The organism is Flavobacterium sp. RHBU_24 (genome assembly GCF_046613695.1).
Classification (GTDB): domain Bacteria; phylum Bacteroidota; class Bacteroidia; order Flavobacteriales; family Flavobacteriaceae; genus Flavobacterium.
Window position 1 is genome coordinate 172,724 of record NZ_JBKJHD010000007.1, and the last position, 22,737, is coordinate 195,460.

At 43.5% G+C, this 22,737-nt stretch carries 20 protein-coding genes; 8 read left to right on the top strand and 12 right to left on the bottom strand.

Annotated elements, in window-relative coordinates; all coding sequences use genetic code 11:
- Window positions 1–60 precede the first annotated feature (60 nt).
- Entirely contained in the window at window positions 61–1,596 is a 1,536-nt protein-coding gene (locus ACLI09_RS09405; RefSeq protein ID WP_411419355.1) for a YifB family Mg chelatase-like AAA ATPase, read from the bottom strand.
- 230 nt (window positions 1,597–1,826) lie between these two features.
- Between ACLI09_RS09405 and ACLI09_RS09410 the strand changes: the two genes are divergently transcribed.
- The gene (locus ACLI09_RS09410) at window positions 1,827–3,083 is read left to right on the top strand and encodes a cation:proton antiporter (RefSeq protein ID WP_411419356.1); all 1,257 of its coding nucleotides are present in this window, start codon (window positions 1,827–1,829) and stop codon (window positions 3,081–3,083) included.
- A gap of 111 nt (window positions 3,084–3,194) precedes the next feature.
- On the opposite strand, the gene ACLI09_RS09415 is transcribed toward ACLI09_RS09410, so the two are convergent.
- The 3 genes from ACLI09_RS09415 to ACLI09_RS09425 all read right to left on the bottom strand — a co-directional run bounded on the left by ACLI09_RS09415 (window position 3,195) and on the right by ACLI09_RS09425 (window position 6,393).
- A complete protein-coding gene (locus ACLI09_RS09415) occupies window positions 3,195–4,046 on the bottom strand; it encodes a neutral zinc metallopeptidase (RefSeq protein WP_411419357.1) in 852 nt (283 codons plus the stop codon).
- A 101-nt stretch (window positions 4,047–4,147) separates the two neighbouring features.
- Window positions 4,148–5,497, bottom strand: coding sequence for a hypothetical protein (locus ACLI09_RS09420; RefSeq protein ID WP_411419358.1), 1,350 nt, complete (start codon window positions 5,495–5,497; stop codon window positions 4,148–4,150).
- A gap of 206 nt (window positions 5,498–5,703) precedes the next feature.
- Window positions 5,704–6,393: an RluA family pseudouridine synthase gene (locus ACLI09_RS09425; protein WP_411419376.1), complete on the bottom strand. Its 690-nt coding sequence runs from the start codon at window positions 6,391–6,393 to the stop codon at window positions 5,704–5,706.
- Between the two features lie 159 nt (window positions 6,394–6,552).
- Between ACLI09_RS09425 and ACLI09_RS09430 the strand changes: the two genes are divergently transcribed.
- Both ACLI09_RS09430 and ACLI09_RS09435 read left to right on the top strand, forming a co-directional pair.
- Window positions 6,553–7,203: a hypothetical protein gene (locus tag ACLI09_RS09430; RefSeq protein WP_411419359.1), complete on the top strand. Its 651-nt coding sequence runs from the start codon at window positions 6,553–6,555 to the stop codon at window positions 7,201–7,203.
- 2 nt (window positions 7,204–7,205) lie between these two features.
- A complete protein-coding gene (locus tag ACLI09_RS09435; protein ID WP_411419360.1) occupies window positions 7,206–7,664 on the top strand; it encodes an NUDIX domain-containing protein in 459 nt (152 codons plus the stop codon).
- Between the two features lie 104 nt (window positions 7,665–7,768).
- Here ACLI09_RS09435 and ACLI09_RS09440 read toward each other — a convergent pair whose 3' ends face one another.
- A complete protein-coding gene (locus tag ACLI09_RS09440; RefSeq protein ID WP_411419361.1) occupies window positions 7,769–8,560 on the bottom strand; it encodes an SRPBCC family protein in 792 nt (263 codons plus the stop codon).
- 273 nt (window positions 8,561–8,833) lie between these two features.
- On the opposite strand from ACLI09_RS09440, the gene ACLI09_RS09445 reads away from it, so the two are divergent.
- Window positions 8,834–9,334 (top strand): hypothetical protein, encoded by a 501-nt coding sequence (locus ACLI09_RS09445; RefSeq protein WP_411419362.1) that lies wholly within the window; start codon window positions 8,834–8,836, stop codon window positions 9,332–9,334.
- A gap of 90 nt (window positions 9,335–9,424) precedes the next feature.
- Here ACLI09_RS09445 and ACLI09_RS09450 read toward each other — a convergent pair whose 3' ends face one another.
- The 4 genes from ACLI09_RS09450 to ACLI09_RS09465 form a co-directional block, all read right to left on the bottom strand.
- On the bottom strand, window positions 9,425–10,420 hold the full coding sequence (locus ACLI09_RS09450) for a hypothetical protein (RefSeq protein ID WP_411419363.1): 996 nt from the start codon (window positions 10,418–10,420) through the stop codon (window positions 9,425–9,427).
- Window positions 10,421–10,536: 116 nt separating this feature from the next.
- On the bottom strand, window positions 10,537–13,434 hold the full coding sequence (locus ACLI09_RS09455; RefSeq protein WP_411419364.1) for a YfbK domain-containing protein: 2,898 nt from the start codon (window positions 13,432–13,434) through the stop codon (window positions 10,537–10,539).
- On the bottom strand, window positions 13,418–13,939 hold the full coding sequence (locus ACLI09_RS09460; protein WP_411419377.1) for an RNA polymerase sigma factor: 522 nt from the start codon (window positions 13,937–13,939) through the stop codon (window positions 13,418–13,420). The genes ACLI09_RS09455 and ACLI09_RS09460 overlap by 17 nt, the downstream gene beginning before the upstream one ends.
- A gap of 320 nt (window positions 13,940–14,259) precedes the next feature.
- The gene (locus tag ACLI09_RS09465; protein ID WP_411419365.1) at window positions 14,260–15,105 is read right to left on the bottom strand and encodes a DUF6929 family protein; all 846 of its coding nucleotides are present in this window, start codon (window positions 15,103–15,105) and stop codon (window positions 14,260–14,262) included.
- Between the two features lie 74 nt (window positions 15,106–15,179).
- Here ACLI09_RS09465 and ACLI09_RS09470 point away from each other — a divergent pair, with 74 nt between their 5' ends.
- Window positions 15,180–16,061, top strand: coding sequence for a PPK2 family polyphosphate kinase (locus ACLI09_RS09470; RefSeq protein WP_411419366.1), 882 nt, complete (start codon window positions 15,180–15,182; stop codon window positions 16,059–16,061).
- A 142-nt stretch (window positions 16,062–16,203) separates the two neighbouring features.
- Here ACLI09_RS09470 and ACLI09_RS09475 read toward each other — a convergent pair whose 3' ends face one another.
- Together ACLI09_RS09475 and ACLI09_RS09480 are read right to left on the bottom strand one after the other, a co-directional pair.
- Window positions 16,204–16,536: a hypothetical protein gene (locus ACLI09_RS09475; RefSeq protein WP_411419367.1), complete on the bottom strand. Its 333-nt coding sequence runs from the start codon at window positions 16,534–16,536 to the stop codon at window positions 16,204–16,206.
- 96 nt (window positions 16,537–16,632) lie between these two features.
- Complete coding sequence (locus ACLI09_RS09480) at window positions 16,633–17,163, bottom strand: hypothetical protein (RefSeq protein WP_411419368.1); 531 nt, start codon at window positions 17,161–17,163, stop codon at window positions 16,633–16,635.
- 198 nt (window positions 17,164–17,361) lie between these two features.
- Between ACLI09_RS09480 and ACLI09_RS09485 the strand changes: the two genes are divergently transcribed.
- Together ACLI09_RS09485 and ACLI09_RS09490 are read left to right on the top strand one after the other, a co-directional pair.
- The gene (locus ACLI09_RS09485) at window positions 17,362–18,783 is read left to right on the top strand and encodes an MATE family efflux transporter (protein WP_411419378.1); all 1,422 of its coding nucleotides are present in this window, start codon (window positions 17,362–17,364) and stop codon (window positions 18,781–18,783) included.
- Between the two features lie 29 nt (window positions 18,784–18,812).
- On the top strand, window positions 18,813–19,043 hold the full coding sequence (locus ACLI09_RS09490) for a hypothetical protein (RefSeq protein WP_411419369.1): 231 nt from the start codon (window positions 18,813–18,815) through the stop codon (window positions 19,041–19,043).
- 108 nt (window positions 19,044–19,151) lie between these two features.
- Here ACLI09_RS09490 and ACLI09_RS09495 read toward each other — a convergent pair whose 3' ends face one another.
- Window positions 19,152–21,053, bottom strand: a complete 1,902-nt coding sequence (locus ACLI09_RS09495) for a trehalase family glycosidase (RefSeq protein WP_411419370.1) — start codon at window positions 21,051–21,053, stop codon at window positions 19,152–19,154.
- Between the two features lie 227 nt (window positions 21,054–21,280).
- On the opposite strand from ACLI09_RS09495, the gene ACLI09_RS09500 reads away from it, so the two are divergent.
- The gene (locus ACLI09_RS09500) at window positions 21,281–22,411 is read left to right on the top strand and encodes a peptidoglycan DD-metalloendopeptidase family protein (protein ID WP_411419371.1); all 1,131 of its coding nucleotides are present in this window, start codon (window positions 21,281–21,283) and stop codon (window positions 22,409–22,411) included.
- The last annotated feature ends 326 nt before the right edge of the window (window positions 22,412–22,737 follow it).

A 22,737-nucleotide genomic window follows, 5' to 3' on the forward strand; every position in this document is an offset into this window, starting at 1 on the left:
CTATTTATCAGGATATAATGGGTATGAGTGAAGCTCAAATCTGAAATCTACAATCTTAAATTACCCAAGCCACCCTTCCCTGTCCAGGCTACGGTACTGTATTGCTTCGCTAATGTGTTGTGGGGCAATATTCTCTACAGCATCCAGGTCGGCTATGGTGCGGGCTACTTTCAGTATACGGTCATACGCGCGGGCCGATAGGTTCAGACGTTCCATGGCAAGTTTAAGCAATTGCAGCGAAGCATCGTCCAGCTTACAGTATTCGCGTATCTGGCGGCTGCTCATCTGGGCGTTATAGTGCATGTTGTCGTATTCATCAAAGCGCTTGGTTTGCAGTTCGCGTGCTGCGGTAACCCGCTTGCGTATCTCTACACTGCTCTCGGCTTTACCGGTATCGCTAAGTTTTTCAAAAGGTACGGGCGTAACCTCTATATGGATGTCGATACGGTCCAGTAGTGGACCCGATATTTTGCTCAGGTAGCGCTGCATTTCGTGCGGTGACGAACTTACCGGGGCATCGGGGTCGTTAAAATAGCCGCCGGGGCTGGGGTTCATACTCGCCACCAGCATAAAGCTTGACGGGTAGGTTATGGTAAAACGTGCACGGCTTATGGTTACCTCGCGGTCTTCCAGCGGCTGTCGCATTACCTCAAGTACATCGCGTTTGAATTCAGGCAATTCATCAAGAAATAGTACGCCGTTATGCGCCATGCTTATCTCCCCCGGTTGTGGAAAGCTGCCTCCGCCTACAAGCGCGACGTTACTAATCGTGTGGTGCGGGCTACGGAATGGCCGCTGGTTCATAAGCCCTACGTTCTTAAGCTTGCCTGCCACGCTGTGTATCTTGGTAGTTTCGAGCGCTTCGCGCAGTGTCATGGGTGGCAGTATGCTGGGCAGTCGCTTGGCAAGCATGGTCTTACCGGCGCCGGGCGGGCCTATCAGTATAATGTTGTGACCACCCGCTGCGGCTATCTCCATACAGCGCTTGATGGACTCCTGCCCCTTAACATCGCTAAAGTCAAATTCGGGGAAGTCGAGCGTTTTGTAAAATTCCTCGCGGGTATTTACTATGGTAGGTTCCAGCGTGCCGCGGCCTTCAAAAAAGTCGATTATTTCGCTGATGTTTTCCAGGCCGTAACAGTCTAATCCTGACACGATTGCGGCTTCCTTTACGTTTTGCTTCGGCAGGAAAAAGCCTTTGTAGCCTTCCTCCTTCGCTTTGATGGCAATAGGCAGTACTCCGCGAATGGGCTGTAGCGAACCATCAAGCGAAAGTTCCCCCATAATAATGTACTTATCAACGTCGTCGCTTTTTATTTGGCCCGAAGCCGCGAGTATGCCCACGGCCAGGGTAAGGTCATACGCGCTGCCCTCTTTGCGGAGGTCGGCAGGGGCCATGTTGATGGTTATTTTTTTGCCGGGCAGGCTGTAGCCGTTGTTTTTAAGCGCGGCTGCAATGCGGTAGCTGCTTTCTTTAACGGCGTTATCGGGCAGGCCCACAAGGTGGTAGCCTATGCCTTTATCTATGTTTACCTCTACGGTTATGGTGGTAGCCTCTACGCCAAACACGGCGCTTCCGAAAACTTTTATGAGCATATGGTGGTTTTACAGGGCATGAAAATACGCAAATTATTTTACGAATAAAATTTATGTTGAATGCTAAAGGCAATGTTGAGAAGAATTAAGGAGCGAATTCTAATAAATTCGTAAAGTAAGATATATTTATAGTCGCAACACATGCTAAAATCCACTTAAAAATCCACAACTTTATTCTATTCTAACTATAAACATCCTACTTTTATAAGTAGTTAAATTAACAGGCTCTTATGGCAGGATATTTTAAAACCGATGTTCACATATTAGTACTTTTGGCCGGGGGCATTATTGCCCTGCTGGCAGCGGTAGTGCCCGTGTTGCTGCGCAAAAAATACCTCTCGGCGCCTATAATTTACCTGATTATCGGCGGGCTGGCTTACCTTGCTGCCCTGCCATTAGATATAAAGCCGTTAGAGCACCTGAGCACCATAGAGTACATAACCGAATTTGTGGTTCTCGTCGCCCTTGCAAATACCGGCCTCCGCATAAAAGAGCCCTTTAAATGGAAAACCTGGAAACACGCGGCGCGCCTGCTTGCCATAGCCATGCCCGTTACTATCGTGGCAGCGGCATTTTTGGGTTGGTGGGCACTGGGTTTTGCCCCCGCAACCGCACTGCTGTTTGGCGCACTGATATCGCCTACCGACCCGGTTTTGGCCAGCGAATTGCAAACCTCTGAACCCGGCGAAGAAGATCGCTCGCAAATAAAGCTGGGCCTCACTGCCGAAGCCGGTATTAACGATGGGCTTGCTTTCCCGTTTACGTACCTTGCCATACACGCCGCGCAAAAGGGGCTTAACTACGAGGAATGGATAGGCTCATGGCTGCTGTACTACTTTTTTATAAAAATTATTGTGGGCGTGGCTGTGGGCATTTTTACGGGCTGGGCGCTCTATAAGCTGGTGTTGCTGTTAAGCAGTGGCGACAGCAGTACATTAAGCAAAGTGAGCAAGGGTATTTTGTCTTTAGCCTTACTGCTGCTGCCGTATGCGGTGAGCGAAATTGCAGGCGGTTACGGCTTTATAGCGGTATTTTTTGCCGCATGTATGTTCAGCCGTTATGAAGAACACCAGCCCCAGGTAACCAGTCTGCACGATTTTAATGAAGAGCTGGAACGTTTTGTAGTAGCGGTTATTTTTGTTGTAACGGGCTTTTTTATAGCATTGCGCCATGCAGTATTGTTTGATATATATACCCTACTTACGGCGCTTTGCCTTATACTCATTGTGCGGCCCGCCGCGGGCTACCTTTCCTATATAGGTTCGGGGTTAAAGCCGTTTCAAAAATTCGTGCTGTCGTTTTATGGTATTCGGGGCATTGGGTCTATATTTTACCTTGCGTATGCCTTAAACGAGGCTGATTTTGAAAACGCGGAAAAACTTATAGATATTACTGCGGCAGTTATCTTCTTCTCGGTACTTATCCACGGGATTACCGCACGGATGGTACAAAAACGGATTAGCTCCGGCGGATATACTACTATGTAGCGGTTAATAAGGGACTAGAAATTCGGTTGCTGGTAAAACACCACCTTAAATATATTTAGAAAAAATAAACGAGGTATTAGAAATTATCAGATGCAGAGCCAAAATTAATCTTTATTCAAGTTCTTTAAATGTATCGCCCTGGCTTATATCTCCGGTTTCAAAACCTTTTTTAAACCAGTACATCCGCTGTGCCGAAGTGCCATGTGTAAAAGAATCAGGCACTACGCGGCCCTGCGCTTTTTTTTGTATTGCATCGTCGCCTACTGCATTGGCAGCGCTAAGGGCCTCTTCAATATCGCCCTCTTCCAGTACATTGTTCATTTCTTCATTATGGTTAGCCCATACACCGGCATAAAAATCGGCTTGCAACTCCAACGCTACCGACAGGCGGTTGGCTTCGGTTTCATTGCCCTGTGCCTGTAGGCTTCTAACTTTTTCTGAAGTGCCTAAAAGGGTTTGCACATGATGGCCTATTTCGTGGGCTATAACATAAGCTACGGCAAAGTCGCCTCCCTTTGCGCCAAACCGGCTTTGCAGTTCCTCAAAAAAGGTCAGGTCCATATATACTTTATGGTCTGAAGGGCAATAAAAAGGCCCGGATGCCGACGACGCACCACCACATGCGGTTTGCACGCCATCGCGAAATAACACGAGTTTAGGCTCTTCGTAGTTTTTTCCGTTTTCAGAAAAAATTTTAGACCACACATCTTCTGTATCTGCAAGCACCGTAGCTACAAATTCGCCTTGTTTTTTATCTTCAGCAGTAAGCTCGGTATTTTCGCTTTGCGTGCCTGTTTGGTTTTGTATATCATTTATTGTAGAGCTTACATCGCCGCCGCCCAAAAACATATTTATAAGCAGGATAATTACGCCTATTACACCGCCGCCTGCGGCAATCTTACCGCCGGACATGCCACGACGGTCTTCCATATTGTCACTTTGCCTTCTGCCTAACCATTTCATAATTTATGTTGTTTTATTGCCGGAAATTAATAATTTAAACAAGCGGTTGTATTAACTTTATAAAGACTTTAGTATATTTATTAAAATAGTTACGCACTTATTTAAAACCCGATACGGAAACCAATATAACCGTCGGCCTGGTGGGTATCGCTGTTGTTCAGCACAGCAGTGATAAATGAACCGGAGCCTATATAAAAACCGTGGTATCGTGCGCCTATGCCCGCTGCGAACCCTGAAATTTCGGTAGAGGAAAGCGGCAGGAATACCTCAAAGGCATCGGTTGAATAGCGTGGTATTATCGTGGTCACATTTTGTATTGCAAGCTGGTTTACTTCATAGTCTGCATTTAGCTTTTGCTGCGTATAAGCGGTTAGGTACCAGTTAGCATATACATTTACATCGGCATACAGGGCAAGGCTTGCAGGGAGTTTTACTTTAAAGTCTGTATTTTCGTGCACTATCTGTGCAAAGCCGCTTTGTATCAGTTTTTGTTCAATTACTTTTATATCATTTTCATTTTTAAACTGGTTAAGATCCAGGAATTCCCCGTCTGGTACATTTATAATATAATTATTACTTTCGTTATTACTGTCCTTAAAGGTCATGCTGCCCATGTTGCGTAACGCTGCCCCGGCAGTAAGGCGGTACTTGCCGTCGTTGTTATCGTCCCAGCTATAATTAACCCCAATATCTGCAGAAAGCCCGCTGGGCCCATTGCCAAAATAATTCGCAAAATTGCGTTTCCTGCTAAAATTGTCTGCCAATCCGCCGGAGTAGGCAAAACTCACCTCGCTATATGCATCAGTAAGTGAAACCACATTATTGTTGTATGCAAGGGTGCCGCTAAAATCGCTGGCGTTCATGCGGGCATAAGACCCGGGGAATAATAACTTAAGTGTTAGCCCGGCATTTAATTTGTGCCCGTTTGCGTTAAAAAGTTCGCTTGCGGCACTAAAGCCCAGTTCGCCCCAGCTTGTAGCAGATACCTTTTGGTTATAATCGGCCACTACGGTAGTCGCCACTTCTACTGATTCGGGTGCTATACCATTAACTATGGCATTACCCAAATCATTATTGAGGTTTATAATGTTTGCCTTTGTTTTTCCCGCGGTTGTTACCGCAAACGCCCATTTCTCTGTCTTATATGCAAATGATGGGCCAAGCGCTTCAATGTCTAAACGGAAACTGGCAGGTGTACTACCGGAAAATATGGCGCCCTCAAAATTGTCACTTCCTACCAAGTCATTAAACCCAATCTTATTATTAGACATGTAAGTGCTTATTGAAACAATATTAAGGGTGTAGGTATCTGCAAGGTTAGCGAATTCGGCGGGGTTCATTGTGCCGCTTATCAGGGTGCTGCTTTTAGATGTACTTATTCCTGCGAAATGCTCCTGGCTATAAAGGGATGTAAAACACATTATTGCACTTGTAATAAATATTGTTTTCATATTGTAGGTTTTTTACTAAAATTAGTAAATATTATAACCTACTGAATATCAATACTGTTATAGTTTTGTGAAATGTATTGTACTATTTTATGATATTTTAAGAGTTTTTATAAAGATAAATGGTTTCTTACAGCAATCAGGTTTCGTACAAATTTTTATACCATTATAATTATGCCTAATCGGTGGAATTATTTAGATATTGGCAATCAGACGCTTTTCCACAAAGGGTCATCCGGTACAGGGGCAATTATTTCCATCCCCTCTTTCGTAACCGGGTGTATGAGCATGAGCTTACGGGCGTGCAAGCATATTCCACCATCGGGGTTACTGCGGTCAGCCCCATATTTAAGGTCGCCCTTTATGGGCGAACCAATCGCTGAAAGCTGCGCACGTATCTGGTGGTGGCGGCCGGTATGTAAATTGATTTCGAGTGCGGTATAGTTGTTAAGCACTTTTAGGACTTTATAATCCAGGCTTGCCATTTTACTTTCAGGTACTTCTTTGGCGAATGCCTTACTAGTATTGGTTTTCTCGTTACGCCTGAGGTAATGCAATAGTTCGGCACTGTCTTTTTCAGGGCGGTTTTTTACGATGGCCCAGTAAGTTTTTTGGGTTTCACGGTTTTTAAAGAGTTCATTAAGCCGGGTAAGTGCCTTGCTGGTGCGGGCAAAAACCACTATACCTGTTGTAGGCCTGTCCAGCCGGTGCACTACACCCAGGAATACCTCGCCCGGTTTGTTATATTTGTCTTTAATATATTCCTTAACTACTTCGCTTAGCGGCTTATCGCCGGTTTTATCGCCCTGCACAATGTCGCCCACACGCTTATTAACCACGATAATGTGGTTGTCTTCGTAGAGTACGTTTAGATTACTTTTATTAGTTAAGGTTTTCAGAATGAATAAGTTTTAACGTGTAAGGATTAATATAACATTAGTCTGAAAATTAGAAATTGTTGTAACTTTAATTTAGCTAAAGTAATAATTAATCACGCGTTTCCCAACACACTCTTAAAAACCTTTAGCCTACACTTTAAAATTGCTATCTTTAAACCTATGGAATTTTACGCCCTCATAAAAAAACTGATTCCGCCCTTTGCACAGGTGCGGGGAGAAATAGAGTTGCTTAAGTTGAAAAGCCCAGGAAAATCTCCCACAGAACTGGGAAGGCTGTACCTTATACAAGTACGCAGAAAGTATACCGGTGTGGGTGTGGTAAGCGCGTTGCCCGGCGTAATACCCGGCCTGGGTACCGTAGCCCAGATAGCGGTTGAGGCGGGAAGTATTTCGGCGGAAGTGCTACTAATGCTACGCTGGATGGCTTCGTTAACATACGGCACCGGACTTATATACGGGCAGGATACAGAAGATGATTTTGAGGGCCGTTTTACACTGATATTAGGCCTGTGGAGCGGTGTGGTTATACCTGAAAATGCAGAGCTGTCACTAGGCGAAAAAATTACAGTAAACCATTTTGACCAGCATATAACCGACAGGATACGCAACCGTATGCAGCAAAAGATAGGGCTTAAGCTGGTAACTAAATATGGCGCTAAAAGGGGAGGGGTAGCCCTTGGCACCCTCATACCCTTCGGGATAGGTGCGGCAGTGGGCGGTGCGTTTAACTATAACGTAATGTCACGCTTTGGCAAAGTTGCCGAAGATTATTTTAAGAACCACAATGGCCATTATACGTTGAGCGCATAGCTATGAAAACCAGTGCCGGTATATTACTTTACAGGTTGGATGTGGGCGAACCGCAGTTTTTCCTTGTCCATCCCGGCGGGCCTTTTTTCACAAAGAAAAATGAAGGCTGGTGGACAATACCAAAAGGTGAACCTAATGATGGCGAAGACCTGATTAACTGCGCCATTCGCGAATTTACCGAAGAAACCGGATACACTCCTATAGAACCCTATTTTCCTTTAAAACCTATTACACAAAAGGGTGGCAAAACCGTACATGCATGGGCAGCAGCGGGCAACCTTGACCCTGCTAACATTACCTGCAACACCTTTGAGGTAGCCTGGCCGCCAAAGTCGGGTAAAATGACATCATTTCCTGAAATAGATAAGGCAGGGTGGTTTACCTATACCGAAGCGTCGCGGCTAATAAATGAGCGTCAACTTGCTTTTCTCGATGAATTTCAGGGTATATTGAATCGTTAAACGCATCCTAATTGAAATTTACAGAAAAGGCCACCTGTTAAGGGCAGCCTCATCATTTTTGGTGTTGTGTTGTTAAGATTTTAAACCAATATCTAAAAACAGATTTAACTTTCTACTACTCCTGTCTCCATATATTCCTTAAAGTTTTTAATGTCTTTTTCTACCATACGCTCAAACACCGGGTTAAGTAGCTTTGCAGCCAGTTCGCCGGGCTTGCCGAGTGGCGCACGGTAGCTAATCAGAACATTTACTTCGGTGGCATCGCCTACTGTGGTAAAATAAATTTTACCTGCATTGTCTATAGTACTGCCCGGCATAGAATGCCAGCTTAGCAGTTCGCCAGGCTCATCCATTAGTATTTCGGCTTTCCAGCTTACTTCGGCTCCGGGCACGTTTGGCAGTTCGGCAGTCCATTCGCTTATATATTGGTTGAGGGGCTGTATGCTTTTTATATGTGTCATGAAAAACGGAAGGTTCTCCAGGTTACGCCAAGCAGCATATACCTCGTTTGCCGGTTTATTAACGGTAAAGGAGGTATTGATTTTAATATTACTACCTTCCATTACACCCGTGCTGTTAATGGCATCGTAGGCAGGGCAGTAGCCTGTAACACCCCTGAAGAGCATGGTGCCTGCTGTAACAGCTTCGGCTGTTTTTTGCCTGTCTTTTTTTGTTAAGGCACGGTACAGTAGGTAAGAGCCCGCGGCTATCATTAAAATACGTTCGGTTTTACCCACATTTACCCTGAAGCCCGGCACTATGCTCTTTTTACTCTTATACAGGTAACCGTCAGCTTCTGCTGCACTGCTTACAGAGGAATAACGGTTAGGATCCGTACCCGAAGCGTCATACTTACTAAAGTTTTGTTTTTGATATGTGTCTCTTGATAGTCCCATGTTTGTATTTTTTATATGTAATTACATAAAGGTACCACTAAGTTTGCCCTTTTACTGGTAAGGTTATGGTAAAGTATTCTTAAGGCTTTGCAAAATCTGTATAGGTTTGTAAAATGCCACTTTTAACCTATAATTATAATATAGTCACAAATTTGTCATAATTCACTTTTTTTTGTCAATCTCTTTTTTTTTGATGGGTAACTTTGTAAAACAATTAAATGATAATGCTTAATGACGCTTCAAAACCATGTAAAAACACTAAAAATTACTATTATGAAAACGATACTATTACTACTGTTTTGTCTTCCTGCATTCGCTCAAACCGGGTTCAAGGCTGATGGAGATGACATTGTTTGGCAAAAAAAATTCGATTCGCAAAATGCAAATATTGTTGCAATGCTTGATAGGCAACCCGGCCTTAAAGTAGGCGGCTTTATGGATAATATGTATAAAGGTATGGGAGTAGAAGTGCAAAATACCTGCGACGGCGGTACCGGACTTATGAAAAACCCACTGAAATTCAGCTTCATAGTATTAACTGACCCTTACGGTTATGTGGTGAAAATAAGAAACTTAAAAATACTCGAAAAATATGGTCCCATGCAGGCCACTACCAGGGCTAATTCTGCTGAGAAATATTTTATGGACGGTACCAAACTTAAAACCGAAGGCATAGCGCAACAAAATATGGAGTGCCTGGACGCTTTTCTCACTGATATGTTTACACCACTGCCTGAGGCTGCTGAAAACAACGCGCTTACCAGTAACAAATAACAATTGCTATATATATCCTAAAACTCCTTGTGGGCTCACCGCCACAGGGAGTTTATTTTTTATAATTCAATCGCTTTTGGTATAATGTGTTTATTGTTTGATAAGCGTTACCACACCTATGCTCCGAGGTACTTCTACAGTTTCATAATTGGGCACGCCGCCATTTCTTTCAGGCATTATTGTCTGGTAGCGTATTACCAGCATATAGTCTTTATTTACAAAAAGCCGTTCCTGCGATAAACGGCCGGCAATATCATTTTTATCGCCTTCAATTTTTTCAAAGCCCTGTGAAAGGGCATCCTTGTCAAACGCCTTTGAATCGGCACCGCCGGGAAGCATGTAGGTTATTTCGTTACCCGATATTTTTATGCCACTTTGCTTGATTTCATTTACGTAGGTATCGCTACTGTCTGTATAGGAGCGCTCATATTTCCACTCCGGCCCCAGCTTATTGAGGTAGTTGTTAATATTTTTAGGGGTGGTAAGTTCAAAAATAGTTTTAAGGTCCTTAAGGTTTATATCGCGAAAATCCTCATTTGCATATTCGTTCATGTCCTCATTGCCTTCTAATATTTTAACGATGCTCGGGTACCTTTCAGAATATACAACAGGTACCTCCTGGTCTTTGTAATACTTATCAAATTGGCTGGCCGAAATTTCAACGGTTGCCACGGTAGTCTCACCATTTTTATTCTTGAAGGTTACGGTAAGTTCTGTATCGTCAAACCTGCGGGTTTTAAATGACGATCCGTCTTTAATTGTTGCAATGGTAAATATGCCGTGTTCTTTGAGTTCATTTTTTGTCCTTTCTATGCCGTGGTATACCAAAAACGCACCATAACCAAACAGCGATACTAAAATGAGCAGCATTATCATGCAACCTTCGGCTTGTGCATTTTCAGACGGTTCTTCTGGTTTTTTTAAGGCGAACTGAAAAAGCGACATCACTACAAGAACACAAAATACTATGGCTCCAAGCAATGATAAAAATGTACTGGCGCTCTCAAAAGTAGCCACCGGTATGCCCTCGGCAAAAAACCAGGCAGTAAAAATTGCAAGGGCCGGGTAGAGTATTTTTTTGTACATAAAGCGTTGGTTAGGGCGCAAATATATACAAATTTTTGAAAGTGTTCAGTGTTCAGTCGCAACCATTAATACAGTTTCCAGCTCGAGTGAAGCTCCTGCCAACTACCCGCTGCCTGCTATTCCACCCTGTTTACAAGGTTGATAAATTCCTCCCGATAGCCCTCCTTATCTTTAAGGTTGGCATCACGGGCAAGCTGAATTATAGCGGCCGCTTTTTTATCCGGCACCAGCTTACTGTCCCGCAGCTTAAGGCCAAACCACGCTACTGCTGCGGCAAATTTAAAGTCGCCCGAAGCATCATCAAGGCTTTTAAACTTATCGGGAATAATCGCTGTTATCTGTTTGCTTACATCGCCATCCGGCTTTTTGTAGCGGAATTTTATAGTAGCCAGCTCGTCCTGATAAGTAGCCGAATTTCTAGGCCCCGTGTTGCTGTACTTCAGGTCGGCTGCCACCGCAAAGCTGCTTTTTACCCCCTGTGGAATAATTTCATACAGCGCGGTTACCGTATGGCCGCTGCCCAGTTCGCCGGCATCTACACTGTCGTTAGCAAAATCCTCATCGTTAAGTTTACGGTTTTCATAGCCAATCAGCCTGTACGACTGCACGTGCAGCGGGTTAAACTCTATCTGTATCTTCACGTCCTTAGCTATGGCATACATAGAGCCAACAAACTCTTTGCCCAGAAAACGGTCGGCTTCCTCATCGGTATCAATGTAGGCATAGTTGCCGTTGCCCTTATCGGCCAGGGTTTCCAGCTTGCTGTCTTTATAATTACCCATACCGTAGCCAAGGCAGGTAAGGAATACGCCACTTTTACGCTTTTCCTCAATAAGTGTTTCCATTTCGGCATCAGATGAAGCACCTACGTTAAAATCGCCATCGGTAGCCATAATCACGCGGTTATTACCATCTTCGATAAAATTTTCTTCAGCGGTTTCGTAGGCCAGCTTTATGCCGTCGCCGCCGGCTGTGGTGCCGTTAGCCTCAAGTTTGCTCAGTGCGTTCAGTATTACCTGTTTTTCATCGCCGCTTGTAGAGGGCAGCAGCACTTCGGCAGCACCGGCATACACTACTATGGCAATCTGGTCTTCGCTGCGCATTTTTTCTACCAGTACCTTCATATTCTTTTTCAGCATGGGCAGTTTATTGGCATCGGCCATAGAGCCCGATACATCAATAAGGAACACAAAGTTGCTCGACGGCAGGTCACGTTTTTTATATTCTTTGCCTTTAAGGCCTATTTTTAGCAGTTTGTGCTGGGGGTTCCACGGGCATTCGCTGTACTCGGTATTTATAGAAAAAGGGTCGTCGCCCTTGGGTTGGGGGTAATCGTATTTAAAGAAGTTAATCATCTCCTCCACACGCACGGCATCTTTAGGTACCATTTGCCCCATATTGATGAACCGCCTTACATTAGTATAAGAAGCATTATCAACATCTATCGAAAAAGTTGAAAGGGGAGTAGTAACGGGGCTTTCAAACTTGTTTTCTTCAAACACACCGTACTCTTCTGAATCAACCGGAATTTTAGAGTAACCATCATAGGTATTAAGGTCTTTATCAGATAGCTTATACTCCTGTACCAGTTCTTCAAATTTTTTCTTTTTGGCACCACCCAGTTTTTTTGTTTTCACGATTATAGCACCGTTAGCCGCCTTGCCGCCATATAGTTTTACGGCCTCGGTTTCTTTAATAACCTTAAACGATTTTATATATGCAGGGTCAATCTGGTCAATAATATCAGGGTTTACCTCGGTACCATTGATGATGTACAGCGGGTTGCTGTTAGCCCGTATAGCGCCTAACCCGCCCGTAGAAGCTACCGGCTTTTCTGCTTCTTTTTCTAATTCATAGTTTACACCTACTGTAATGTCATACACTGCCAGGGCTTTTTTGCCATCTTCTTTTGCACGTTCCGACAGGCTTTTTAAGGCGATGCCCTGCAGGTTGTTTTGGGTAACTTTTGGTCTGATGATAACACCCACTTTCGAGTTTGTATCGTCATATCCTTTGCTGGTGGTGCTATAGCCCGCAGCAATGTCGCCCTTTATAAATCCTGAGTTGTCAGATGGTGTTTTAAACTCAAGGTCTTTTGCATCAATTTTAGTTGCCGAACCTGTAAACGCCTCTTTAACAGTAGTTCCGTAACCCACCACTACTACTTCTTCAAGCGTTGACGCATCTTCTTGCAGCATTATATTCAGCGCTAACTTATCGCCAAGTTTTATTTCCTGTGTTTGAAAACCTATATAACTAATTGCTAATATTTCGCCTTTTTGTGCCTGGATGGAAAATTTACCATCAAGGTCGGTTTGCACAGTATTTGCTGTACGTTTTACTATAACAGTAACCCCCGGCAGCGGCAGGCCAGTCGAGTTCTCGATAATAATGCCTGTATAATTGGTAGTTGCGGTCTCCTTATCTGCCCATGTTGTTTCTTTTGATTTGGCTAATTCCTCTGCCTTGGGTGCTTCCTCAGCGGCAGTCTTTTCACTATTGTCTCTAATCCAAGCAGTACTTTTATCACTTCTTGAACTCCAAACTTTGCCAATTTTTCTTTTTGCTGTAAAATGTACTGAATCACCTTCTACAATGTAACTGCCGTTAGTGCCAAGAACTTTATCGTCTTTTAGCGCATTGGTGCTTCCAACTGTTTGATTATTAAGCTCACTAACTACAACCTGCTCTTGCGCATTATGCAATTCCGTTTTTGGCGGAAATGCTTCCTTAACCTTTTGTGTATCAATAACCGTTATATTTTGTTCAGGATTAACATTTGGTTCTAAAGTGTTTTTACTTTTAGTCATTTCAAAACCTATGGTAACAAACAGCAACAGCAGGGCGGCTATGCCGGTATACTTCCAAAGCCTGGCGGCGCGGCGCTCTTTGTTACGGTCCAGTTTTTCTTCAACGCGGTTCCACACCGCATCCATACGGTCAAAACCTTTTTTATCTTCGCTGTTGCGGGCGGCAGTTTCAAACTGCTTGTATATTTTATCGTGATTTTCCATGGCTGTTTTTCTCGTTTTGGTAATAAACATTGTTTACTAATTCCTTCAGTTTGCTTCGCGAGGCATTAAGCTGCGATTTTGATGTGCCTTCGCTAATGTTAAGCATTACTGCTATCTCCTTATGCGAAAACCCCTCAATGGCAAAAAGGTTAAAAACGGTACGGCAGCCCTCGGGCAGGTACGTCAGCAGGTTAAGCAGGTCTTCTTCTTCAAGCCCTGTATCGTGCATTTCAGACGGTTCGGCGCTACGGGCCATGTCTTCTATATAAATATTAAAATTTACTTTGCGCTTTAGCGTAAGCAAGCATATATTTACGGCTATTTTGCGCGCCCATGCCTCAAACGCCTTGCTTTCCTTCAGCTGGTCAAGCTTTGTGAAAATGGTAAAGAACGCGTCGGCTATTACCTCCTCAATTTCTTCCTCGCTCTTTAAATACCGCTTGCAGGTATGGTACAGCTTGGGCGCCATAAGGTCGTACACCTTGCGCTGCGCGTCGCGGTGCATTTTCCTGCATGCTGTTATTAGTGTTTCTTCAATCACTTTAAAGTCGGTTTTTTTATATAGAGCACGTTTAAGGTGAAAAGGTTGGGAGGGAGTGAAAAAAGTTTGCATTTTTTTTAGTGGTCAGTGTTCAGTAGCAGTTCAGTTCCACTCCCAGCCCTCCCCAAAGGGGGAGGCGCTGCTTCACTCTTTTGAAACAGTGCTTTGTATTTGTCCGTTGGCTTCCTTTTCCTTCAGAAAGTTATGATAGCCATCTGACAGGGAGGAGGGCTATTTGACTGAAGCTACTGCCTACTGTGACTGAACACTGACCACTAAAAAAATCACTTCTTCACGGTCAACTTATACACCTCTGTCTCCGTTGCATCATTATCGGTATCTTCACATAATAAAAATTCCAGTGTCTTTGCATTCTCTTTATATAAAGTAATTCCCTCAAATTTATTTTTCTCGGATATGACCACTGTTTTTTCCACCTTCATCTTATCCAGATTTATCCTGCCAAGGACTGTTCCTGCCACATCGCCGTCTAAGTAAGTCGATGCCGTATTTTCGGCGGCAGCTATAAAGTACAGTTTGCCGTTAGCTATAGTGCCATCGGTAAAAGTAGCCTGCACGCCGTTTATCCTGGGTAGCTTTATGGGGTTGTATATAATCTGGAAAAATGTAGTGTTTATAGTACCATTAAGCGTAAAGATGCCGTTTACCTTTTTAGGTCCGTTGCCGCGGTTCAGCAAATACCAGGTGTCGCCATCGTTCACCGCACCTTCTATATTAAAATCTTCAGGGCTTATTTCGCCAAACGACTGCATGGCAAGGTACAGGTCGGCCGCATCAATATGAGGGTACACTTCTTTGGTTTTTATATTCATGTGGCCGATAAGGTTGCGGTTGTCTGCAGAGCCTGATCCAAAAACGTACAAGCTGTCATCTTTTATGGCTATGGCTTCATAATCGGGCTTGTCGGCTTTAGGAACATTTTCGAGTGCTCCCGCGTATTCTTTATTTACAAGGCTGGTTTTATCAAGCGCTTTTGTCTCTATATTATAGTTGTAAACCAAATGGCTATTATCAGCTACCAGGTACAGGGCATTTTCATGGTAAATGAGTCCCGATGCCGACCCGATACCTATAATGCGGAACAGCAGTTCCAGCGTAAACTTTTGCATAATCTTATGTTTTACCTCAAGCAAGGCGTTGTTATATTTAATACATTTATAGATAAAGATAACGTAAATTACTAATGAAGGATATCAACCCAAAAGATTTTAAGGTTACCCCGCCATTTAGCCTCGAAAATTTCCCTACCAACCTTAACATAAAAGCATCTGACGATAAAAAGAAAGAGGAGCTGAAAGACATAAGGAAAAAGATTGCCGACCTGCAGGAAAAGATGTATGCCAATAATAGGTATGCCGTGCTGATAGTACTGCAGGGCATGGATACAAGCGGAAAAGACAGCCTTATAAAACAGGTATTTAAAAACTTTAACGCGCGCGGTGTAATGGTGTACAGCTTTAAAAAACCATCAGAACGCGAACTGAAACACGATTATCTGTGGCGCCATTATATAGCGTTGCCCGAGCGTGGAAAGTTTGCGGTATTTAACCGGTCGCATTACGAAAATGTGCTGGTTACCCGTGTGCACCCGGAGTATTTGCTAACTGAAAACCTGCCCGGTATTGAGGATGTTAAAGATATACCTGATGATTTTTGGCAAGAGCGCTTTAACCAGATTAATAACTTCGAGGAGCACATAACACTAAACGGTACAATCGTTATAAAGTTGTTCCTTAACATAAGTAAAGAAGAGCAGCGCCAGCGCCTGCTGCGAAGGCTGGAACTTACCAGCCACAACTGGAAATTTAGCCCTGCCGACCTTGATGAACGGGAACTATGGGCAGATTACCAAAAATATTATGAAAGTGCCATTAGTAACACCAGTAAACCGCACGCGCCGTGGTATGCCATACCCGCCGACGATAAAAAAATGGCGCGCCTGCTGGTAGCTAAAGCTATTTTAAACGAACTTGAAAAATACAACTTCCACGAGCCGGAAGTTGATGAGGAGGTTATGGAAAATATAAATGTGTATAAAAAGAAGCTCGAGAATGAGGAAAAATAGTTTGTGGTTTAGGTTTTATTGTTAATTCCGAGGCCTGAGTCTGAATTCCGAGGTCCAAAGTCAGTCATCTGATGCTGTTACACCGCCTGGCGTACAATCGGGTCAGGATGCTTCCTCTCCTTGGGAGGGGTTGCAGTGAGGCCTAATTCCCCAAAAAATCATTTAACTCCTCCATACTCAGGCAAAGCCCCAAATTTGCTGCCTTTTCGTTATCTTCTTCATCACCATCAATAAAATAAATGGGTATTTGTGCGGTTGTTTTGCGCTTGCGGATGCTTTCAGCAGTAACGCGGCCATGCAGTGGCTGTGCAGCATAGTTTATAATAATTGCGTCGGGCTTATCTGTGCCCGTTTTTTTATAAGCCTCTGCGCCATCATGCAGCTCATGGCCTATAACTATATGTGCCGATTCGGTGCAGTGGGTAAGCAGGGCAGAGGCTCCATCCGCGCACCAGTCTATTATAAAGAGTTTCATTTTAACCATTATATATATAAAGGTATAAAAAAACCTGCAATGTTGTATTGCAGGTTCTGTCAGCATTATTTTGTACTTAGGTTGTATATACGTGATTTATAATTTAAATCCGTAGGCTATGCGCAGCGCTATCTGGTCGGTATGAAAATCATTTGTACCTTCATAGCGGATGCTGATGTCTATAGGGTCAGCCGCATACCCAAGGCCCGGCGCCCATATAAAAGAGGTTTCGTCATAATCATTAGTTACGGCAAATGCAGCACCTGCTTCACCTAATAAATACAGGCGATCTTCCCATACAAAGGCCTTAAAACCCAGCTTAGCGGGTATGTAGCCCAGGTCTTTAATGTCGTCTTTGGCAAAAAGGTTAGTAAAACCTGTGGTAAGTGTAAGCGATGTTTTTTTGCTCAGGTCATATTGCAGCCTTACATCACCACCCAGGCCCCAGTCAAAATAATCGCCTGTAGCAAGGCTACCGTTTACAGCAAACCCAAGGCGGAAACCTTGTGTGTAATTTTCGTCAAGGTCAGCGTTACCGGTTCCTGTAATATCCTGTGCAAACGCCGTTACACCCATAGTCATCATTGCTGCAAGCAGCATCCCTTTAAAATTCATCTTAGTTTTCATGGCTTCATTTGTTAGTATTAGTAAGCCAAAATTACAGCTATGGACTACAGATTATTACAATATATTGTTAATTTAATGCAAATGAAATAATAAAATTAAGACTTACCTTACATCAGGTGCTGATTTGTAATTAATTAGGCGTGCATATAAATTATTTTGTACGTAAAATAGCTACCTTTGCGCATCAATTTTATTAACGTGGCATTAACACTATACACAAAGGAGTTCCGTACAAATTTTACGCTGGCATACCCAGTTATACTGGGCATGCTGGGACATAATATTATGGGACTGGTAGACAATATTATGGTAGGGCACCTGGGCAGCAGGCAGCTTGCAGCGGTATCTCTGGCCAATAGTTTTGTGTTTATAGCCATGAGCGCGGGCATAGGTTTTAGCACGGCCATTACACCCATAGTGGCCCAGGGCGACGGCGCTAAAGACGACACTGCCGTACGCTCCGTTTTTCATAATGGATTATTTTTGTGTACATTGTTAGGGCTATTGCTGTTTGGGGCAGTAGAATTGGGCAAACCCTTAATGCACCTCATGAAACAGCCTGCCGAAGTTATAGCCCTGGCATCTCCGTTTATTACCTGGGTAGCCATTTCACTAATACCCATGGTTATATTTCAGGCCTACAAACAATTTACAGATGGCATGTCGTTAACCAAATATGCAATGTATGCCGTGGTGTTTAGCAATGTTATACATATACCCATTAATTATGCCCTGATATACGGAGTATGGTTCGTCCCAAAGCTGGGCATGATGGGCGCGGCTTATGGTACAGTGTTGTCGCGCGTGGCCATGCTTATATTTATGCACTTTGCCATAGCCAACCATAAAAAACTGGGAAAGTATTTTAAAGGTTTTAGCTTTAGCGAAATTAAAGGCAGCATGATAAAAAAAATTATTAGCCTGGGCCTGCCCAGCAGTATGCAAATGCTGTTTGAAGTGGCACTGTTTACCGCGGCGATATGGCTATCTGGCTTTTTAGGCACCACGAGCCAGGCGGCTAACCAGATAGCGCTTAGCCTTGCCAGCATGACGTTTATGTTTGCCATGGGGCTTAGCGTGGCGGCCATGGTAAGAGTAGGCAACCAAAAGGGCCTGCAAAATTTTGTGAAGCTGCGCACCGTAGCCCGCTCTGTTTTTTTAATGGCTATAATTATAGAAACGGTTTTTGCGCTGCTATTTTTGGTGCTCCATAACGTACTGCCGGTTTATTTTGTAAATATAGAAAATGTGCTTGATGCAAAAGATAATGTTGAGGTACTCGCCATTTCCAGCCAGTTGCTTATCGTAGCAGCGGTCTTTCAGTTAAGTGACGGGGTGCAGGTAGTAGTGCTGGGCGCGCTTCGCGGAGTGCAGGATGTAAAGGTGCCTACGCTTATTACGTTTGCGGCCTACTGGGTAATAGGTTTCCCGCTGTCTTTTTACTTAGGACTATACACCCCGCTAAAAGCAACGGGAATTTGGATTGGATTATTGGCAAGCCTTACCACAGCGGCAATATTTTTGTACCTTCGCTTTAATTACCTTGCAAATAAATTAATTCGTACTGGTAAAAAGGCTCAGGTCATCGAAATAGAAACCAAACCACTGGCCACTTTATAAAACTTTTAATTTTAAACTTTCGAATAAAAATGGAATTACCAAAATTTATATTAGGCGATAATACCGATTTTCCTGAAGATATTTTTATTGTGCACCTTGATTACCCACGCTTTATCATTAACCTTAAAGACGATGAGGTAGAGTTTCTGGAAGAGCCGGATGACCTTGATGAAAATGAGCTGAATGCCGAAATGGAAGGCCTTATCAATGCGGCCAACTTATTCTACGACCGCGAAATGGAGCGGTATGAGGCGCAATAAATATTTAAGAGTGAAGATTTAAGATTTGAGGGTGAGCTTCAATTGTAGTCATTACAATTTTGAATATTCTAATTTATCCGGGTTAAGCTTAATTTGAAATCTTAAATCTTAATTCTGAAATCCAAATACTACATCCGGTTCTTCCAGCGCGTCAAGTTTTTTTATAAGTTCCTGGGGTAGCAGGTGCATTCCATACTGGTAGCTGGCATTCATCCACCCAAATCCGGAGCGGGTTATGTAAGCAAAATCAGTACCCACATTGCCATACTCTGCATATACCTTATGCGAGGCCTGTACCACATCATATTTTTCGGGTATCGTGCCATTATAATCTACTGCGTTTTTGGTTATCATAAACATCCAGCGGTAAATCATTTCGTAAGCTTCATGTTCATAACCATAATCAAGCAGGCCTTTCCATAGCATCATCTGGTGCGGTGCCCATCCGTTAGGGTAGTCCCATTGCCGCTGCACATTATTTGTAGCATATTTTCTCACGCTTTTTTCAGATGAACCTAAAAACCCGCCTTCCGCTTTCAATTCAGACATCAAAATGGTAACCATGCTCGCTGCTTCATCCTCCGTACACAGCCCTGCCCATAGCGGAAAAAAATTAGTAGCCGACATAAAATCTGTGCGCTGCTGTGTTTCTACATTATAATCAAAATAGCAATTTGCCTTTTCATCCCACATATATGTATGCATTAGCTCTTTTCTATGGTCTGCCTTTTGCTTAAAACAAGCGGCGGTATAGGTAATACCGTCAAGGCCTGTCAGCCCGTCTTTAAAATAGGTACCTATTAAAAATTCAAAATCTTTTTCATACTTATATAGTAAGGCATTCAAGTCTACACAATTCAGGTCGGCGGCTACATTGTCCAGCCTCCAGGTAGTGTCGTGCCCGCTTTCTCTCAGGGTACGATCATGTACAAAATAACGGTCCAGTTCAGGCACCTCTATTTGCCCGCTTTTGTATTTCGCTTCAAATTCATGCAACGTGAGGCTATATTTTCCTGCATACCTCAGTAATATTTCGTCAAAATGGCCGGTTTCCGTTTCTGGTGGTATACCTATCCCATCGGCATAATAGCGGTTAAGCCCTGTCTCCGGCGTAAAGCGGTTGCCCTGCATCCACACCGTATTATATTCCTTTATGCAAATAACCAGGCTTTCTTCAAGCCAGTGCTTATCCTTAAACGGCATGGCCTGGTACACCTCCCTTATAAAAGACGATAAAAAAGGAGGCTGTGTGCGGGTAAGATAATAGGACCTGTTAGCATTTAATATTTTGCCGTAGTGCTGCACCTGGTAGCAAAAGTTGTCTACCATACCTTTAGCCAGGTCAAACTTATAGTCAAGCAGCAGCCCGATGCTTTCAAAATAGCTGTCCCAGCCATACATTTCGTTAAACCTGCCGCCCGGCACCACAAACGGAACACCTTTATTACGGTCTATTTTTAATGCGAGTATACCCGGTTCATCGTTTATTGACTGAACATATTCCGGTGTAATATCTTTGGGCAGTACGACCACATCCAGGTTTGGCTTTTTTAATTTAAGTCCGTTAAAGTAGGCAATGCCTATAGTATCATCATACGGTACGTATACACGCTGCCTGTTATCGTGCATTTTATCATCACCGGCTATGCGGTTAAGCCCTTTTTCATCTACGGTGCGGGTAAGATCGTCCCAAAACTGGGTGCGTATACGGCGCGATATGCGTTCCGCCGGAGGTTCCTGTATCTGGCGCAGGGTTATAAGCAGGCTTGTCTGGGCGCTGTCATTGGCTATGGCAAGTTCCTGCAGTAGGTTGCTAAGGTAGTAGGTGTTGCGTAATATAACAGTATCGCCCCGGGTACTGGTTAAATAATAGTCCTTGTTTGGCGCGTCGTCTTTCGTTATGCGCTTATCGCCATCTGTATCAAAACCCGCAAGCAGGTCGGCCATTGTTTTTTCTACGGGAAGGTCAAATACGGTTTGTATCTCAATAAATTTATTGCTGCAATTCATACACATTAGTGAAGCGCATGCGGTTCCGAAGAAACGCAGAGGGCTTATTTTTATATTACAATTAACTTTCAACATCTTTTTCCTTAGGGAAGTGGTAAGACTTTAAAGTTAAAAATAATGAAAAGGGTATCCAAATAATGGTTAAGAGTTAACATTTTATTGTGCTTATTTATGATATTGACGGTAGTTTTGAAAAATAATGGCATAGTATTGGCACAATTGCCGTTGTGAAAAAGAAACATTTATTCTATACAGTAGTGGTATCGCTCCTTATAGTGGCGTGCCAGGGGTGCGACAGTATGAACCCCATAACCGATATTATTACGCGGCCCACTGCCCGTGAGCAATACGCACGTACATATAAAGACAGTGTAACGCTATTTGAACCCTGGCAGGCGGCTTACAACTTAAGCAAGTTGGACAGCCTTGAAGTGGCATTGCCTTATGGAGAAAAAGGATTTTTTCAGCCCGAAGGTAATGCGGTGTATACTTATAATATAGTTTTGCAGGAGGGCGAGGTGCTTGAAGTTGCCGTACAAAAAGATTCGGCAGCCGAAAAAGTTTTTAGCGAAGTGTTACAACAGCGGGATTCCGTCTGGAAAATGGTTGCCCAAAACGATAATGGCGAAAGTGCTTTTGAATATGTAGTTAATGAAACCGGCATATATAAGGTAACACTACAGCCCGAAATTAAGGCGAGGGGCGGATTTTTTATCAGCCTTACTAAACGCCCGCAATACGGTTTTCCCGTTGCAGGAAAAGGAAATGCGGATATCGGTAGCTTTTGGGGGATGGAACGAGACGGCGGCGCACGCGCCCACGAAGGTATTGATATCTTTGCAAAGCGTGGTACCCCTGTGGTTGCTGCAACAAGCGGTACTGTAAGCTATACGGGCGAGCGCGGGCTGGGAGGGAAGCAGGTTTGGCTGCGCGATGGTTTGTTTGGCAAGTCATTATACTACGCTCACCTCGATAGTATTGCTGTTGGGGCAGGTGCTCATGTAAAAGCAGGCGATACCCTGGGTTTTGTAGGTAATACAGGTAATGCAAAAACTACGGTGCCGCATTTACACTTTGGTATTTATAAGTATGGTGCCGTAAACCCACTGCCCTATGTATATAAGGTGCCGCCACTACAACAAAGCAGCTACACCTATAGTTTTAACGATAATGTGCTGAAGGTTAAAACTCAGGCTAATTTAAGGCAGGGGCCTGGAATGGAAACCGCTACGATAGGCCGGGCTGCACCTAGTGATGCACTCCTGGTTTTAGGCCAGCACCATGACTGGATGCATGTAAAGACACATAACGGAACAGTGGCATTTTTACATAAAAGCCTTTTGAAAGAAGCCAGGTAAAATAAGTAGTAATTTTTTTTGAGAGCATATTGTTTACTGTCAAATAGTTAGCGGTAAAGGAATAGAAAAAGTAAAAAAAACCTGTTTTAAAGTTTGGAAAAGCGGGAAAGAGGTGTACTTTTGCACCCGCATTAACGGCAATGTTCTTATACAAACTGAAGATTTAAAAGTAACCGATAATAGGTCTTTGAGTTGAAAGACAAAAGATATCAATTATTGAAAAAAAACTTTTAATAATATTTGTTTTGAGAGGTAAAAAGATTATATCTTTGCCTTCCGGCTTTTTTACAAAGCACTGGAAACAATGTTCTCAAAAATAATTGACA